This is a genomic window from Acidovorax sp. FG48 (assembly GCF_057809085.1).
The window spans coordinates 450,519-464,663 of the sequence record NZ_JBMDJH010000001.1 but is presented as its reverse complement, the minus strand read 5'-3'; the positions used below and the strand labels follow the sequence as shown (position 1 = coordinate 464,663).

The 14,145-nt window shown below is 68.1% G+C and carries 13 protein-coding genes; 3 read left to right on the top strand and 10 right to left on the bottom strand.

What is annotated here, in order from left to right:
* Positions 1-20: 20 nt before the first annotated feature.
* Positions 21-533, bottom strand: coding sequence for a DUF1993 domain-containing protein (locus tag ACODSU_RS02140; protein ID WP_488839698.1), 513 nt, complete (start codon positions 531-533; stop codon positions 21-23).
* A gap of 306 nt (positions 534-839) precedes the next feature.
* The gene (locus ACODSU_RS02135; protein WP_488839696.1) at positions 840-2,123 is read right to left on the bottom strand and encodes an MFS transporter; all 1,284 of its coding nucleotides are present in this window, start codon (positions 2,121-2,123) and stop codon (positions 840-842) included.
* A gap of 65 nt (positions 2,124-2,188) precedes the next feature.
* On the opposite strand from ACODSU_RS02135, the gene ACODSU_RS02130 reads away from it, so the two are divergent.
* From ACODSU_RS02130 to ACODSU_RS02120, 3 genes are all read left to right on the top strand, one after another.
* Entirely contained in the window at positions 2,189-3,136 is a 948-nt protein-coding gene (locus ACODSU_RS02130; protein WP_488839694.1) for an AraC family transcriptional regulator, read from the top strand.
* 224 nt (positions 3,137-3,360) lie between these two features.
* Positions 3,361-3,999, top strand: a complete 639-nt coding sequence (locus ACODSU_RS02125) for a flavin reductase family protein (protein WP_488839692.1) — start codon at positions 3,361-3,363, stop codon at positions 3,997-3,999.
* Positions 4,000-4,109: 110 nt separating this feature from the next.
* Positions 4,110-5,516 (top strand): hypothetical protein, encoded by a 1,407-nt coding sequence (locus ACODSU_RS02120; protein WP_488839690.1) that lies wholly within the window; start codon positions 4,110-4,112, stop codon positions 5,514-5,516.
* Between the two features lie 108 nt (positions 5,517-5,624).
* On the opposite strand, the gene ACODSU_RS02115 is transcribed toward ACODSU_RS02120, so the two are convergent.
* The 8 genes from ACODSU_RS02115 to ACODSU_RS02080 form a co-directional block, all read right to left on the bottom strand.
* Positions 5,625-6,545 carry an alpha/beta hydrolase gene (locus ACODSU_RS02115; protein WP_488839688.1) on the bottom strand — a complete coding sequence of 307 codons (921 nt, stop codon included), beginning with the start codon at positions 6,543-6,545 and terminating at the stop codon, positions 5,625-5,627.
* A gap of 183 nt (positions 6,546-6,728) precedes the next feature.
* A complete protein-coding gene (locus ACODSU_RS02110) occupies positions 6,729-7,691 on the bottom strand; it encodes a hypothetical protein (RefSeq protein ID WP_056056992.1) in 963 nt (320 codons plus the stop codon).
* 192 nt (positions 7,692-7,883) lie between these two features.
* Positions 7,884-8,501, bottom strand: coding sequence for a penicillin-binding protein activator LpoB (lpoB, locus tag ACODSU_RS02105; RefSeq protein ID WP_110960591.1), 618 nt, complete (start codon positions 8,499-8,501; stop codon positions 7,884-7,886).
* Positions 8,502-8,541: 40 nt separating this feature from the next.
* Positions 8,542-8,949, bottom strand: coding sequence for a YcfL family putative periplasmic lipoprotein (locus ACODSU_RS02100; RefSeq protein ID WP_015011927.1), 408 nt, complete (start codon positions 8,947-8,949; stop codon positions 8,542-8,544).
* 35 nt (positions 8,950-8,984) lie between these two features.
* The gene (locus ACODSU_RS02095; protein WP_060984338.1) at positions 8,985-10,526 is read right to left on the bottom strand and encodes a COG3014 family protein; all 1,542 of its coding nucleotides are present in this window, start codon (positions 10,524-10,526) and stop codon (positions 8,985-8,987) included.
* 332 nt (positions 10,527-10,858) lie between these two features.
* A complete protein-coding gene (locus ACODSU_RS02090; protein ID WP_488839685.1) occupies positions 10,859-11,602 on the bottom strand; it encodes a class I SAM-dependent methyltransferase in 744 nt (247 codons plus the stop codon).
* Positions 11,603-11,614: 12 nt separating this feature from the next.
* Complete coding sequence (locus tag ACODSU_RS02085) at positions 11,615-12,970, bottom strand: hypothetical protein (RefSeq protein WP_488839683.1); 1,356 nt, start codon at positions 12,968-12,970, stop codon at positions 11,615-11,617.
* A 237-nt stretch (positions 12,971-13,207) separates the two neighbouring features.
* Positions 13,208-14,125, bottom strand: coding sequence for a ParB/RepB/Spo0J family partition protein (locus tag ACODSU_RS02080; protein WP_110960593.1), 918 nt, complete (start codon positions 14,123-14,125; stop codon positions 13,208-13,210).
* Positions 14,126-14,145: the final 20 nt, after the last annotated feature.

Below are 14,145 nucleotides of genomic sequence, written 5' to 3'. Positions count from 1 at the left end.
CCCCGGGACAGGGCCCAGGGTCAGAACTTGCCCATGTAGTCGCGCTTGCCCAGCTCCACGCCGTTGTGGCGGGCGATGGCGTAGGTGGCGTTCACGTGGAAGAAAAACTGGGGCAGGCCGTAGTGCAGCAGGTAGTGTTCGCCCACAAACTGCTTCTCGCGCGGCGTGCCGGGCTGGATGGTGATCTGGCGCGTGGCGGCCTCGGCAAACGCGGCCTGCGGCAGGCTGTCGATGAACGCCAGCACGGTGCTGATGCGCTCGGTCAGGTCGGCAAAACCGGGGCGCTCGGCGTCGGGCAGCGAAGGCACCTCCACACCGGCCAGGCGCGCGGCCACGCCCTTGGCAAAGTCGCAGGCGATCAGCACCTGGCGGGCCATGGGGAACATGTCGGGGAACAGGCGGGCCTGCAGCAGCGCGTCGGGCTCGATCTTGCGGGCCGTGGCATGGGCCTCGGTCTTGGCCAGGATGTCCTGGAGCGAGCCCAGCATCTGGCGAAAGACGGGAATGCTGGCGTTGTACATGGGGTTCGTCATGGGCGAGGTCCTGGAAGTGTGTTGAAAACAAAGGGCGCCGCTCTAGTGTGGTGTTGCGCGCTGGATGGCACATTGAAAACCGATGGATTTTTGGTCAGGGCAAGGCGCAAACCGCAGCGATACCCGGAGGTATCGCGAGGATTTGCAACGCAGCCCTGGCCGAAAAGACGCGGTTTTTAAGTGCCAGATAGCGTGCAACACCACACTAGGCCCTGCAACCAGGGCCCCGGCGCCACCGACCGCGATTGCAACACAGGCCCGCGCGGCGTGCTGGCCGCCGTGCGTATCCCCTCCCCCCCGGACCCTTCAGGCCGCCGCAGGCACAGGCCGCGCCGCCCGTGCGGCCACGCCCACCCCCACCAGGGCCGCCGACACCACGCTCAGGCCCAGGGTCACGGCCGAGCCGTAGAAGATGCCCGCCGTCATGCCGTGGTCCAGCATGGCGCCAAACACCGGGGCCGCCAGGCAAAAGCCCAGGTCCAGCCCCGAGTACACCGTGCCATACACGCGGCCCGTGGCGCCGGGGGGGGCAGCGCGCTTGATCAGCATGTCACGCGAAGGCCCGGCCAGGCCTGTGCCCAGCCCTGCCACCGAGGCCACCACCAGCGCCACCATGCCCGGCAGCAGCCCCGAGGCCACCACCACCAGCAACGCGGCCGAGCCCAGCAGGCACACGGAGATGATCTTCTCCAGCCGCTGCACACGGCCCACCAGAAAGCCGCCCACCAGCATGCCCGCCGCGCCGCACAGCATGTAGCCCGTGACCACCATGGCCGTCACGCTCAGCGGCAGGCCGTACATGGACTGCAGCGCCGGGCTGGCAAAGCTCTGGATGGCGCTGAGTGCACAGGTGCTCCAGAAGAAGAACGAGAAACACAGCCACACCGAGGGCAGCTTGAGGAAGGCCATGGGGTGCTCGGGCTTCTCCGCCGCCGCACCGCCACCGCCCTTGGCCTGGTGCGCCCAGGCGCCCTGCCGGTCGTCAATCGCATCGCGGTTCCACACCATGATGGCCAGTACCGTGAGGGCCAGCAGGCCGCCGCACAGGCAGGCCGTGCGCCACGAGCCCGTGGCCGTGGCAATGCCCGCCATGAACACCGGCGCCGTCGCCCAGCCCAGGTTGCCACTGATGCCGTGCACCGAAAAGCCATGCCCCAGGCGCTGTGGCGACACGCGCTTGTTCAGAATCGTGAAGTCCACCGGGTGGAACGGCGCATTGCCCAGCCCGGCCAAAGCCGCCGCCAGCAGCAGGCCCGTGTAGCCCTGCGCCGTGCCTGCCGCCAGGCCCGCGGCCGCAAAGCTCGACAGCGCAAAAAACATCACCGGCCGCGCGCCCACGCGGTCCACGAGGAAGCCCGACAGCGCCTGTCCCACGCCCGAGATCACGAAGAACACCGACACCAGCAGGCCCAGCTCGGAATAGCTGAAGCCGAACTCGCCAATCAGCCACGGAAACAGCGGCGGCAGCAGCATGTGAAAGAAGTGCGAGCTGCCGTGGGCCAGGCCGATCAGGCCGATGGTGCGGGCGTCCTGCCGCAGGGGGACGGGGTTGGCAGTGGTGGCGGTAGCGCCGGAGGTGGAAGCAGTCATGGGCTCGATCTTAGGCAGCATGGCCTCGGCAGGTTTACGATAGGCAGACAACTTTTATCGTAAACATGCCAAATCCGCCCACCGAACCCGCTGCGCCCGCCGAACCGGGAGTGGAGCACCTTGCGGCCCCGGTCGTGCCCCGCGCCCCCGCTGGCAAGCCGCGCGGCATGTCGTACGTGGACTCGCTCACACCCGAGTTGTTTGTGCCCACCGCCGCGCGCCCGGTGCGCGCCAAGCTGCGCTGGCTGGCCGCCGACACGCAGGTGATGCCGCACAGCCACCCGTGGGCGCAGGTGGCGATATCGACCACGGGCGTGATCCGGCTCACGGTCAACCACGGCACCTACATCGTGCCGCCATCGCGCGCGCTGTGGATTCCGCCCGGTGTGGAGCATGCCGTGACCATGGTCGAAGACGCCGACCTGCGCACGCTGTACTTCCACCAGCCCCGGGGCCGCTGCGGCCCCGGCGTGCCGCGCGACCAGGAAGACGCCTGGCGCCAGTGCCGCGTGCTGGAGGTGTCCGACCTGCTGCGTGCCCTGGTGCGCGAAATGCCCACCGCGCCCGACGGTGGCCCCGCGATCAGCCCCGCCGACCTGCGGCGTGAACAGCATTTGAGCGCCCTGGTCAGGGGCGAACTGGCCCGCGCCGCCGCCGTGAAGCTGGGCGTGGACCTGCCCCAGGACAAGCGCCTGCGCCACCTCTGCGAAGCCGTGCTGGCCGACCCCACGCGCCACGACACCCTGGCCGACTGGGCGCAGGACACCGGCGCCAGCCCGCGCACCGTGGCGCGCCTGTTCCGCTCCGAGCTAGGCAGCACCTTCACCCAGTGGCGCCAGCAGGTGATCCTGGCCAAGGCCGTGTCGCTGGCCGCCGGGCGCATGCCCATGGGCCAGATCGCCGCCGAACTGGGCTACAGCCCCAGCGCCTTCAGCGCCATGGTGCGCAAGTCGGTGGGACAACCGCCGGGGCGGTTTCTGGGGCAGCAGCAGCCAGCGGCCGTGGTCCCGTAGTCCCGTGCGGTGCGTGCAGCCGTAGCGCCGGGCCTCATGCGCCAAGTTCTGTACAGGCTTTGCAGGCCCATGCTTGCCTCATATCGGCTCATATTGCCGCTATGCGCCAGAAGCACATGCCTGGACAGCTATCAAAAAAAGAGCATCCTGATGCCCCAGTGGCTGCAGTGCGCCGCAACTGCCGCTAAGGTGATGGTCTGTTATCGCCCCACCCTGCCGAGTCCATGACCACGCCACAGCCCCCACGCACCTTCCACAGCTACGAACCCCGCCAGGGCCACGGCCTGCCGCACGACCCGTTCAACGCCATCGTGGGGCCGCGCCCCATTGGCTGGATCTCCACGCAAAGCGCCACAGGCGCCACCAACCTGGCGCCCTACAGCTTCTTCAATGCCTTCAACTACGTGCCGCCCATCGTGGGCTTTGCCAGCATTGGGTACAAAGACACGGTGCGCAACGTGCAGGCCACGGGCGAGTTTGTGTGGAACCTGGCCACCCGCGACCTGGCCGAGGTGATGAACCAGAGCTGCGCCGCCGTGCCACCTGAAGTGAGCGAGTTCGACCTGACCGGCCTCACCCCCCTGCCCTCCACGCGCGTGCGCCCGCCGCGCGTGGCCGAAAGCCCGGTCACCTTTGAATGCCGCAGCACGCAGATCCTGCAGCTGCAGGGGGTGGACGGGGCCCCGGTGGACACTTGGCTGGTGCTGGGCGAGGTGGTGGCCATGCACATCGACACCGCACTGCTGAAAGACGGCGTCTACGACACCGCGAATGCGGGGCACATCCTGCGCGGCGGCGGCCCGGCGGACTATTTCACGGTAGGGCCGGAGCAGTTGTTCAGGATGTACCGGCCCCGGCCCTGACTCCGGCAGGCAAGTAACAGGCTGTCACGCGATGCCCCTGGAATCCCGCTAGGGTTTGCGCTATACCCGACGGTCCGGAGGCTGTTGCCTCCCCCTCGGCCGGAGACCCCATGAAGTTCGCACGTGCAACCCTAGCCTGCCTATCGGCCGCCCTGGTGCCGCTGACCATGGCCGGACCACCGCTCATCGGCAACTGCCCGGTGCTGCCGCCAGATCACCTCTTCAACACGCCCATCGACAACTTGCCGGTACACCCGCAGTCAGCGGCGTTCCTGCAAACCATCAGCAGCACGCCCCGGCGTCTGCACCTGGACCTGGGCCAGACCGAAGACATGCGCAGCCCCGAGTACTGGGGTATCCCGTACAACGTGGTGCAAGGCCGCGGCTTTACATGGCCCTCGGTGCACTTTGACGGCGACGGCGCGCCCGACGAGAGCGACTGCGCACGCAGCGACGGCAGCCTGGCACGGCCCTGTACCGGTCTGCGCGAGCCAGCCCGGCTGCCAATTCCGCTCCAACCGCTGGTAGAGGGCGGCATCAGCGGGAACAAGGCGGTTTACAACGACCACCACATCCTGGCCGTGGACACCGACACCTGCATGTTGTGGGAAAGCTACCTGAGCTACACACGGCCCGACGGCGGCTGGGACATCTACAGCAGCGCCGCCTTTGACCTGCGCTCCAACGCCCTGCGGCCCGAAGGCTGGACCTCGGCCGATGCCGCCGGGTTTCCGATGCTGCCGCTCTTGTTGAAGGCCGATGAAGCCAGCGCGGGCGACATCCGCCATGCGCTTCGCTTCACCATCCAGAGCCACAAGATTCGCACCAGCTACGCCTGGCCCGCCCGGCATCTCACACGCAACGGGGACGCATCCGCCACCAAGCCCCCCATGGGCCAGCTGTTTCGGCTGCGGGCAGACTACCCCGTTCCCGAGACCTACACGGTGCAAGCCCGGGCCATCCTGCGGGCGCTCAAGACCTACGGCATGTACATCGCCGATGGCGGGTCTGACATGTACATCACGGGCGACCCCAGCCACCAGTGGAGCGACGCCACCATCTCGCAGGTGCAAACCGTGCCGCACACCGCCTTCGAGGCGGTGGACCTCAGCCCCATCATGGAGCGGCCCGGCTTTGATGCCGACAGCGCGCGGGTGCCTTACACGGCAGCAACGCCCGCATTTTCAGCATCGGTCTCTGGCCCATCGCAGCAGCTGAATCTATGGGCGGCCATCCAGGTAGCGGCCTCCGATGCCGGACGGCCAGGAGCGCTGTACGTGGCGGCACTGGTGCCTGGCGCGGGGCTGTTCGCGCTCTCGCCCGGAGGATGGGTCCCGTTCATCACAGGGACCTTGCCCGCCACCGGCACGGCCACCCTGGGCAGCCACATGGTGCCCATCCTCATGGCGGCCGACGTGTCGGGCCTGCGCGGTACCCAAGTGTTCGCGGGATACGGCGCATCGTCCAGCGAGATGCTGGAACGGGGCACTTTTGCGCAGATTTACACAGTGCCTTGAGCACCTCTGTCGACTGTCTCACCAGCGATCTTTCGCGGCGGTGTCAAAACACGGCGATACCCGAAATTGCGACGGCGCATCCCGGGGCCTGACAAGGCCCGGTGGGAGTTACTGCGCAGGCGGGGCGCTGCCCCGTGCACCTAGCAGCGGCGCACACAGCCCGGCGGCCGGTTGACGGACCCATTGCTCGGTCCAGGCCCACACCTGCTGCACGCCGTCCATCCCTGCGGCGGCACGCTGCAGGCCGTGGTCGGCACCGTCGATGCGCCGCGCACAGTAGGGCGCGGTGCGCAAGGCGGCCAGCTCCGCAAAACGTGTGTAGGCCACGGCGGGCACCAGCGCATCGTCGCTGCCCCACACCTGCAGCAGCGGCCAGGGACCTTGCAGCAGGGGCAGGGTCAGCGGCCAGTTCCACAGGTCGCGCCAGTAACCCAGGCTGCGCCCCTGCACCACCACGCTGTCGTGCGGGGCACCCGCCACCAGTTGCCCCAGCGCGGCCCAGTCGCCTTCTGCGCCCACGCGGCGGGCCTGCAGCGCCCCAGCGTCCTGCGGGTCCAGGCCGCTGGCGCCAATGAGCACCAATCCGGCCAGGTGCGGCACCTCAGGCGCCAGTGCAGGCAGCAGCTCGGCCCCTTCAGAGATGCCCACCAGCAGCTGCGGCAGCGCGGGCTGCCCCTGGAGCAACAGGGCATCGGCACGCAAGGCCGCACGGGCGTGTGCGAGCCAAGTGGAATGCCGGTCCAGCGAGACAAAGCTGTGCGGGCAGTCGGCGGGGGCGGTGCGGGCTCCGGGGTCTACGCCCGGCTTGTGCAGCACCAGCACCTGCGCGTGCAGCAGGCCGGCAAAGTAGCGGTCCGCGATGGGCCCCATGCCCGCGCAGCCCGAGCCAGGGATGACGATCACACGGTAGCGCAGCGGCGCGGTACGCTCCGCGCGCTGCAGGGTCTTGAGCACAGCGCCGCCCACGCCCGGCACGGCCCGCTGGATAAATCCAGCGCCCGGCGCCAGGCCCTGTTCTATGGCGGGCATCACAGGGTCCGGCTGTGCCGCACTCGCGCCCCCATGTGCGTGGGGGGCCACGCAACCAGCCAGCGTCAAGGCCAGGACGGCAGACGCAAAAAAGGCCAGCGCTGGGCTGGCCTTGGGGAGGGCAGGCACCGCACGGGCCGGGGCCCGCGAGGGCTGCGGGTGCACGGTGGGGCGCACGGCGGCTTACTTGAGGATCAGCACCTGCTCAGGCTGCTGCGGTTGCGGCACGGGCATGGGCTGGCCGCCCTGTTGGTACACCACCGGTGGGCGCACGCCGCGCGCCAGGTTGGCATCGGTGTAGCCCAGTTGCACCGCGAGCTGCTGGTACACGTCCTGCGCCAGCGACAGCGAGGTTTCGCGCATCACTTTGGCCCGGTTGGGGGGCGCAATGTCGCCGCGGATCGAGAGGATCTTGGTGTCGTTGCCTTCGCCCTGGGCGGAGAACGCGGCCTTGATCTCGTAGGTCTTGGTGTTGATGAGCGAGAAGTCGGCCAGCAGCTGCAGGCCGTACTGGCGCGTGGCGCTGGTGGTGCCCTGCAGGGGCGAGAGCGCATCGGTGAACTCGATGCTGGACACCACGCCAAACAGCACGTAGTCGGCGCCGTTGAACTCACCCTTCTTGATGCGGGTGATCACATCGTTGACCTGGGGCTGCGCCTGGGGCGTGGCCATCTTGCCGCCCTGCACCTGGTTGAGCACCTGCTCGGCCTTGCTGGGCTGGGGCTTGCCTGCGTCAAAGCCCTTGCCCTGCACCAGGCGGAAATACGTGCCCTGCAGGATGGCGCCCTTGATGTCGTTGGTGTAGCCACCCAGCTCGCGCTGTTCGATGTAGCTGTAGCGGCCCGCCACATAGGTGCCGCTGGCCTGCTCGGAGGCCTGCATGGACTGCTGGCCGGAGTACGAGCCCCCGCCGCCGTACATGCCGTGGCTATGGCTGCCGCCTTGGCTGCCCTGGGCGCTCATCTGGCTGCTGCGCTGATAGGTGCCGGCCATGAAGTACTCGGACACGCGCTGGGCGTAGGCCAGGTCGGTCACGGCGATCTTGGGCGCGGCGCCGGGCTGCTGCGCCTGGGCGCCCGTGCCCCAGGCCAGCGTGGTGGCCGCAATCACGGCCAGGGCCGTGTGGAGGGTGATTCTGCGTTGCATGGTGTGCTCCTTGTGAGCTAACGGAAAGTCATGAATTCATCGAGCGATGCGGCTTCAGCACCGACATCCTTCGAAACTGGCGCGACCCAGGCCAGCTGCCGCCGTGCAAGGGGCGCCCCGCCGCACTGGCGGCGTCCCCCTTCCCGGCGAAGCCGAGAGAAGGGGGAAGGCGCGCAGCGCCTCAGGGGGATGTCACCGCTTACTTGTCTTGCGGATTTCCTTTTCGTCCTGCCATTCGATCGTGCCTTCCTGCACATCAAACAGCTTCAGCGTGAACTTGTAGTACACGTCCTTGGTCGTGTTGTTCTGCTTGACGATGCTGGTCAGCTCGCCTTCCATGCTGTACTTGGCGGCGGTCATCTGGCCGACCTTGGCGGTGGTGCCCTGCTTGTACAGGCCGCTCTGGTTCTGGCGCTGCAGCTCGTCCACACCGGCCTGCATCTCGTTGATGGAGCGCACAAAGCGCACCTTGCCGGACTTGACCAGCGCAGTCTGGATGGAGTTCATCACGTTGGTCGTGTCGATGTACTCGCTGGTCTTGTTCTTGACGGTGGAAATGGTCACCGTGGGACGGCCCTGGAAGATGCCGGTTTCGAGCAGGCCGCCAGTCATCTTCTCGGCAATCATCTGCAGGTCGGTGGAGCCGAATTCGTTGGTCACCAACTCGACGGCCTTGGCATCGCCGTAGTTGACCTGGCGGTCAAAACGCACGGTGGGCGAGGACAGGTTCTGGCAGGCCGACAGGGCCAGGGTGCTGGCCGCAAAGGCCAGGATCAGCGCGCTGCGCTGGATGCGGTTCTTGGTTGTCATGGTTTTACTCCTCACTCAAACAGGGATTGGCGCGGCGCGATCAGCGCGGCTCCACATTCATTTCCAGGCGCAGGTCCACGGCGGCGCTGGTGGGCGCCACGCTCTTGACGGTCTGCTGGCCCAGGCCCAGCACGGTCATCTGCTTCCAGGACTCGCCGTCGCCCACCTGGTTGCCCACGTTGTCCAGCCACTTGAAGCGGTAGAACACGGTGCGGTCGGTGCGGCCCATGTTGGCCATGTCGGCCTGCACCACCAGGATGTCGTTCTTGCGCACGATGCGCATCTCGCGCACGGCGATGCTGTTGGCCTCGCCGCGCAAGGCCACCTTGGCGGCCACGGCCAGCGGTGTGGCGGGGTCATGCAGCTGGGCGCTGGCGCTGCCAGCCAGGGTCATCAGGGCCGCACACAGCACTGCGGGGATCGCGGCGGGGACAAAACGGGTTCTCATGCCAGAGGCTCCTTGAATGGGATCAGAAACAGGGGTCAGTTCTTGGCGGCTGCAGCGGGCTGGGCGGCCGTGGGCTTGACGGTGGACGACGGGACGGTGCGGGCGCGGTTGTTGTTGGTGGTGCGCACCGGAGCGGCAGGCGCCGCAGCAGCGGCTGCAGGGGCCGGCTGGGGTGCCGCCGCCACCGTGGGCAGCTGGCCCAGCATGGCCACGTCGCCGATCAGCACGCTGTTGTCATACATGCGCAGCGGCACCAGGGCGTACTGGCCGTCGATCTTGATCGGCTGGGGCAACTGGCGGCCGTTGATGGAGACAGTGTGCTCGCCAGGGGGCAGGTAGCCACGGGCCACATACACGCGACCGGGCAGCATGCGCCACATGCGGTCGTCGGCCTGCTCGGTGGCCACCGAGGCTGCGGCGCCAATCAGGCCGCCGATGAGGCCGCCACGCTTTTGCAGCTCGTTCTGCAGCACGCCCTTGGCCACAGCGCGGGTGAAGCCGCGCAGCACCATGCCGGGCATTTCGTCCTTGAGCGCACGGCGGGCCATCACGTTCACGTCCACCACTTTTTCGAGCTTGAGGTCGGTGCCGGCGGCCGACACCACCGTCAGGGGGGCGTCCTTGGAGGGCTCGATCACGGGGTACGAAATGCTGGCGGTGACCATGCCCCGGCCGGTGGGCACGGGGATGGTGAAGGCCTTGGGCTTGCGTGCAGGCGCGTCACCGGCCTCGACGATGAAGAGCACGTCGGTCATGCGCTGGCGGCGCTTCCAGGTGAAGCCGGTGCGGTTGTCCAGGCCGCGCAGGCCTTCTTCCAGCACGGGGGTGTCAGGCTTGAGCTCGATGGCCTTGCGGTAGCCGGGCGCAGCCAGGCCAGGCTCGTTGAGCATTTCGTACAGGAAGCCAGCCAGGTAGTGGGACAGCGCGTTGGAGTAGCCGTTCTTGAGGGCCAGCACTTCGGGGTCGTTGAGCGTTTCGACCGGGTAGCCATTCAGCTCCTTGCCGCCCGAGGTGGCGCCCTTGGACTTGGCCTCTTCTTCGGCCGCCAGGGTTTCCTTGGCGCGGAACTCGGCAATGATGGCTTCGCGCTCGTGCGTGCGCTTGATGTCCACACGGGCGTTTTCAAAATCGCCCACGGCCATGCGGTTGAGCGCCAGGCGCGTGGTCAGCCACACCTTTTCATAGTCCTGGCCTTCGTAGACCTTCAGGCGCTCGCTCACCAGGGCCGCGCCCACGGTGCCCATCAGCTTGGAGGGGTTGGTCTTGGCGGTTTCTTCCCATTCCTTGACCTTGTTGTCGGCCAGCAGGAAGGCGTTGGTACTGTCGGGGTAGCGGCGGTCCATGCGCAGCAGCTCACCGCGCTCCATGTTGAAGAGCAGCGCCGTTTTTTCTTCTTCGGTCTTGGCCGTGCTCTCCAGGCTGGCCAGCGCGGCGGGGATGCCGCCACTGCGCCCGGCGGTCTGCATGTCGGTGGCCGTTTTGTCGTGGCTCTGCATGGTGGCGCAGCCGGTGAGGGCAGCGCTCAGCGCCAGCACCCACAGCAGGCGCGGACGGAAACGGGATGGGTGGGCGGTCATGGATGCTCCTTGCAGATCGGTCGGTTGCTCACCAGAAACACCCCGCGCTTCCCACGCGCAGCCACGCAACAGCCCCGCCCAAAGGAGGGTGCAGCGAATACGGCGTGCGTGGTGGAAGTCCGGTAAAGGCGGGTGCGGCAGCCCGTGCGCCCCCTCCCGGCGCGGTTACGTGCTGTGTGCGACCCCCTCTGGCTGTGAGTTTCTTGGTTGTTGTGTATGGGGTTGTAGCCAGCCGCGCAATGTAGCAAAAGCTTGTATCTTTTCTGTAACCGTGTGGGGCCTGCGACACAGACGGACACAGGTGCGGGCGCATGGATTGCGTGGTGTGCATGTCATCCCTCCTGCGGCTGGCGCGGCATGCGGTACAGCCACACCACCCGACCACCGGGCGCGCGCAGCTGGGCACTGGGCAGCCAGCCGGGCACCGCAAACTCGAGGCTCACCAGCCAGGCGCCGGGCGCCAGTTCGGCCTGGGCCTTGGCGGCCGCGCGGGCCATGCTTTCGGGCCGCTGGAACAGGTACACCATCTGGTAGGCGCTCCAGTCGGCCTTCCACATGTCGGCACGCTGCACCCGGGCCCAAGGGCAGCGCAAGGCACACAGCAGGCGCAGCGGCCAGCTCCACTCCAGTCCGTCCAGCTGGGCGGCCGGGTAGGCATGGCGCAGGGCCTTGAGGCCATCGCCCAGGCCACAGCCTGCATCGAGCACGCGCGCGCCCAGCGGCAGCGGTGCCTGCACGGCCAGAGACTGCAGCGCGTGGCGCGGTGTGGGAAACAGGGGCGCATCGCGCCACGCATTGAGCGGGTAGACCAGCAACAACAACGACAGCGGCACCAGCCACGCCCACGTGGGCAGGCTGGCCGCCCCCAGCAGCGCCAGCGACAGAGGGAACCCGGCGGCAATCAGCCCGCGCCGCCACCAGCTGTCGCCCAGCACACTGGCAGCCGTACCCAGCAGGCAGGCCACCAGAAAGGCGGCCACCGGTGGAACCGCGCGCTGCAGCGCCACAAAGATCAGCCACGCGCAAGCCCACGCCGCCAGTGCGGGCAGGGGCCAGGGCATGCGCAGGGCGAGCATGGTTCTCCGTTCTCAGCGGCCAAAAATGCCGCGCAGCAGATTGACGGGGTTGACCACGTTGCCTGCCTCCGTGCCGCCGTCGCCTGCGGGCGGCTGGCCTGCGGGCGCACCACCCATGCCGCTGGAATAAGCGCCTGTGCCGCCCGACGGTGCAGTGGGTGCTGCGCCCATGCCGCCACGGCGCCCCTGCATCTCCTCGCCCAGCATGGCCATGGTGTGCGACTTCACACGCACGCGCACCGACCATTCAGGCTCCCACGCGGCCTTGGGGTCGGCCGGACGGGGTGGATACACGATGTGGCTCTCGCCACCGTAGGCCATCATGCGCAGCATGGGCGTGGCATCGCGCCCGCCGCCAGCAAAGATGCCCTGGGGGATCGCGCACTGCGTGGTCTCGGGCTGCAGCAGCACTCGCTCCTTGAGCCAGCGGTCGATGGTGGCGGGCGAGAGGTAGTCGAACAGACCCATGCCGGTGTCGGGCGTCTCGGCGCTGGACCACATGATGAGGTCGTCCCCGCTTTGCGACATGGCGTGCAGGTAGTAGGCGCGCGCATTGCGCACTGGCTGCCAGCTGGTGCCCATGCTGTCCTGCGGCTTGCCGGTGGTGCGCAGGTCGATGGCGGGCATCAGGTCCTGCGCCGCGCCCAGCGTGAACTTCATCGAGGCAGGCACACCGTCGCCCCGCACCTGGTGCTCGCCCACCACCGAGCTGTCCCGCGACAGGCTGACCTGGTTGCGCTCGTTGGGGTACAGCGCATAGGCCGGGCCCACGCGCGGGCCCCGGTCGGGCACGGCGCGGCCTGCAAAGGCCTGCGCGTAGTCGGAGGGCTTGGCACGCGCCAGATCGATTACGCGGGGCTGGCCCGCACGCACCGCGCTACCGCAGCCCCAGTACAGCAGGATTCGGCCCTTGGGCTGCTGTTGCTGGTACTCACGGGGCACTTCGCCCGGCTCGGTCTGGGTGGGCTGGGCGCGCGGGGGGATCAGAGGCAGGGACTCGCCCATGCGCATGCCAGGCGGGATGGACTGGCTGGCTTCTACGCCGGGGCGCAGGCTGTTGTGCAAGGCGATATCAATAACGCGCGGCGGCATGATGGACATGGCGCGTGCGTTGCCGTATGACGTGTTGCTGCCGCCCCCCATGCCCGGCGCTGCGCCGCCGCCCATGCCCCCCATGAGGCCGCCGAGCATGCCGCCGCCACCGGGCAGGCTGTCCATCTCGGGCATGCCGGCCATGGTGCCGGTGGACAGGTCCATCCACAGCTGCACCTTGGGAGCCTTGGTGGTTTGGGCGTGGGCGCCCAGGCTGGCAATGCACAGGCCGGCGGCCAGGCAGGCGGGGGTCAGGTAGCGCAAAGGGGTTGTCATCGGGTCTGCTCCAGGAGATACGTGGATCACCCGGCAAACCATCGTGGGCCGCAAAGCGGCTTTGTCGCCGCCCTGTGAAGAGGCCTTGCGGTCAACCCGGGTGTGTTGAACGCAGCGCAGTGTAGGCCCCGCAAGGACGCATTTTGCCCGTGCAAGTTACTTGTGGAAACCGTTTCTGTGCGCTATTTCACGCCATCTTGCGCGGCGACAACGCCGCGCCCCGGAGCGACGAGCGGGTCAGCCGCGCAGGCGGTCGATCAGCCCGTTGAGCGCCTCCAGCGACCCGAACTGGATCGCCAGCTCGCCCATGTCCTCCACCCGGCCGTTGCGCTTGACGCGCTTTTTGACGCGCACTTCGACCTCGGCCATCAGCAGGTCCGACAGCTCTTCTTCCACACGCTTCAAGTCGCGCGACTTTTCCTTCTGGGGCTTTTGCGGCACCAGGCTGAACTCGGCGCCGATCTTCTTGACCAGCGCCTCGGCCTCGCGCACCGACAGCTTCTTGGCCGCGATCTGGTTGCCGGCCGTGATCTGTGCGGCGCGGTCCAGCGACAGCAGTGCGCGCGCATGGCCCATGTCGATATCGCCCGCCATCAGCATGGTCTGCACCGGCTCGGCCAGGTTCAACAGGCGCAGCAGGTTGCTGGCGGCGCTGCGCGAGCGGCCCACCGCCTGCGCGGCCAGCTCGTGCGTGAGGCCAAACTCCTTGACCAGGCGCTGCAGGCCCTGGGCTTCTTCCAGCGGGTTGAGGTCTTCGCGCTGGATGTTTTCGATGAGCGCCATGGCAGCGGCCGACTCGTCGGGCACATCGCGCACCAGCACCGGCACCTCGGCCAGGCCCGCCAGGCGCGAGGCGCGAAAGCGCCGCTCGCCCGCGATGATTTCGTATTTGCCCGCGTGCTCCCCGCCCGTGAGCCGCCGCACCAGGATGGGCTGCATGATGCCCTGGGCCTTGATGGACTCGGCCAGCTCGTACAGCGCGCCCTCGTCCATGCGCGTGCGCGGCTGGTACACCCCCGGTACCAGTTCGGACAGCGGCAGGCTGCTGGGCAGGCCCGCTTCGGCGGCCTGGGCCTGTTCCACTTTGTCTTCGACCTTGGGGCCCAGCAGGGCTTCCAGGCCTCGGCCGAGGCCCTTGGGTTTTTTGGTGACCATGAAATGCGTCTCGCGAAAGG

What these genes read in the sequence shown, in the direction of transcription:
- ACODSU_RS02140 (WP_488839698.1), bottom strand. Translation starts at nt 533, where the DNA reads ATGACGAACCCCATGTACAACGCCAGCATTCCCGTCTTTCGCCAGATG.
- ACODSU_RS02135 (WP_488839696.1), bottom strand. Translation starts at nt 2,123, where the DNA reads ATGACTGCTTCCACCTCCGGCGCTACCGCCACCACTGCCAACCCCGTC.
- ACODSU_RS02130 (WP_488839694.1), top strand. Translation starts at nt 2,189, where the DNA reads ATGCCAAATCCGCCCACCGAACCCGCTGCGCCCGCCGAACCGGGAGTG.
- ACODSU_RS02125 (WP_488839692.1), top strand. Translation starts at nt 3,361, where the DNA reads ATGACCACGCCACAGCCCCCACGCACCTTCCACAGCTACGAACCCCGC.
- ACODSU_RS02120 (WP_488839690.1), top strand. Translation starts at nt 4,110, where the DNA reads ATGAAGTTCGCACGTGCAACCCTAGCCTGCCTATCGGCCGCCCTGGTG.
- ACODSU_RS02115 (WP_488839688.1), bottom strand. Translation starts at nt 6,545, where the DNA reads ATGCCCGCCATAGAACAGGGCCTGGCGCCGGGCGCTGGATTTATCCAG.
- ACODSU_RS02110 (WP_056056992.1), bottom strand. Translation starts at nt 7,691, where the DNA reads ATGCAACGCAGAATCACCCTCCACACGGCCCTGGCCGTGATTGCGGCC.
- lpoB (WP_110960591.1), bottom strand. Translation starts at nt 8,501, where the DNA reads ATGACAACCAAGAACCGCATCCAGCGCAGCGCGCTGATCCTGGCCTTT.
- ACODSU_RS02100 (WP_015011927.1), bottom strand. Translation starts at nt 8,949, where the DNA reads ATGAGAACCCGTTTTGTCCCCGCCGCGATCCCCGCAGTGCTGTGTGCG.
- ACODSU_RS02095 (WP_060984338.1), bottom strand. Translation starts at nt 10,526, where the DNA reads ATGACCGCCCACCCATCCCGTTTCCGTCCGCGCCTGCTGTGGGTGCTG.
- ACODSU_RS02090 (WP_488839685.1), bottom strand. Translation starts at nt 11,602, where the DNA reads ATGCTCGCCCTGCGCATGCCCTGGCCCCTGCCCGCACTGGCGGCGTGG.
- ACODSU_RS02085 (WP_488839683.1), bottom strand. Translation starts at nt 12,970, where the DNA reads ATGACAACCCCTTTGCGCTACCTGACCCCCGCCTGCCTGGCCGCCGGC.
- ACODSU_RS02080 (WP_110960593.1), bottom strand. Translation starts at nt 14,125, where the DNA reads ATGGTCACCAAAAAACCCAAGGGCCTCGGCCGAGGCCTGGAAGCCCTG.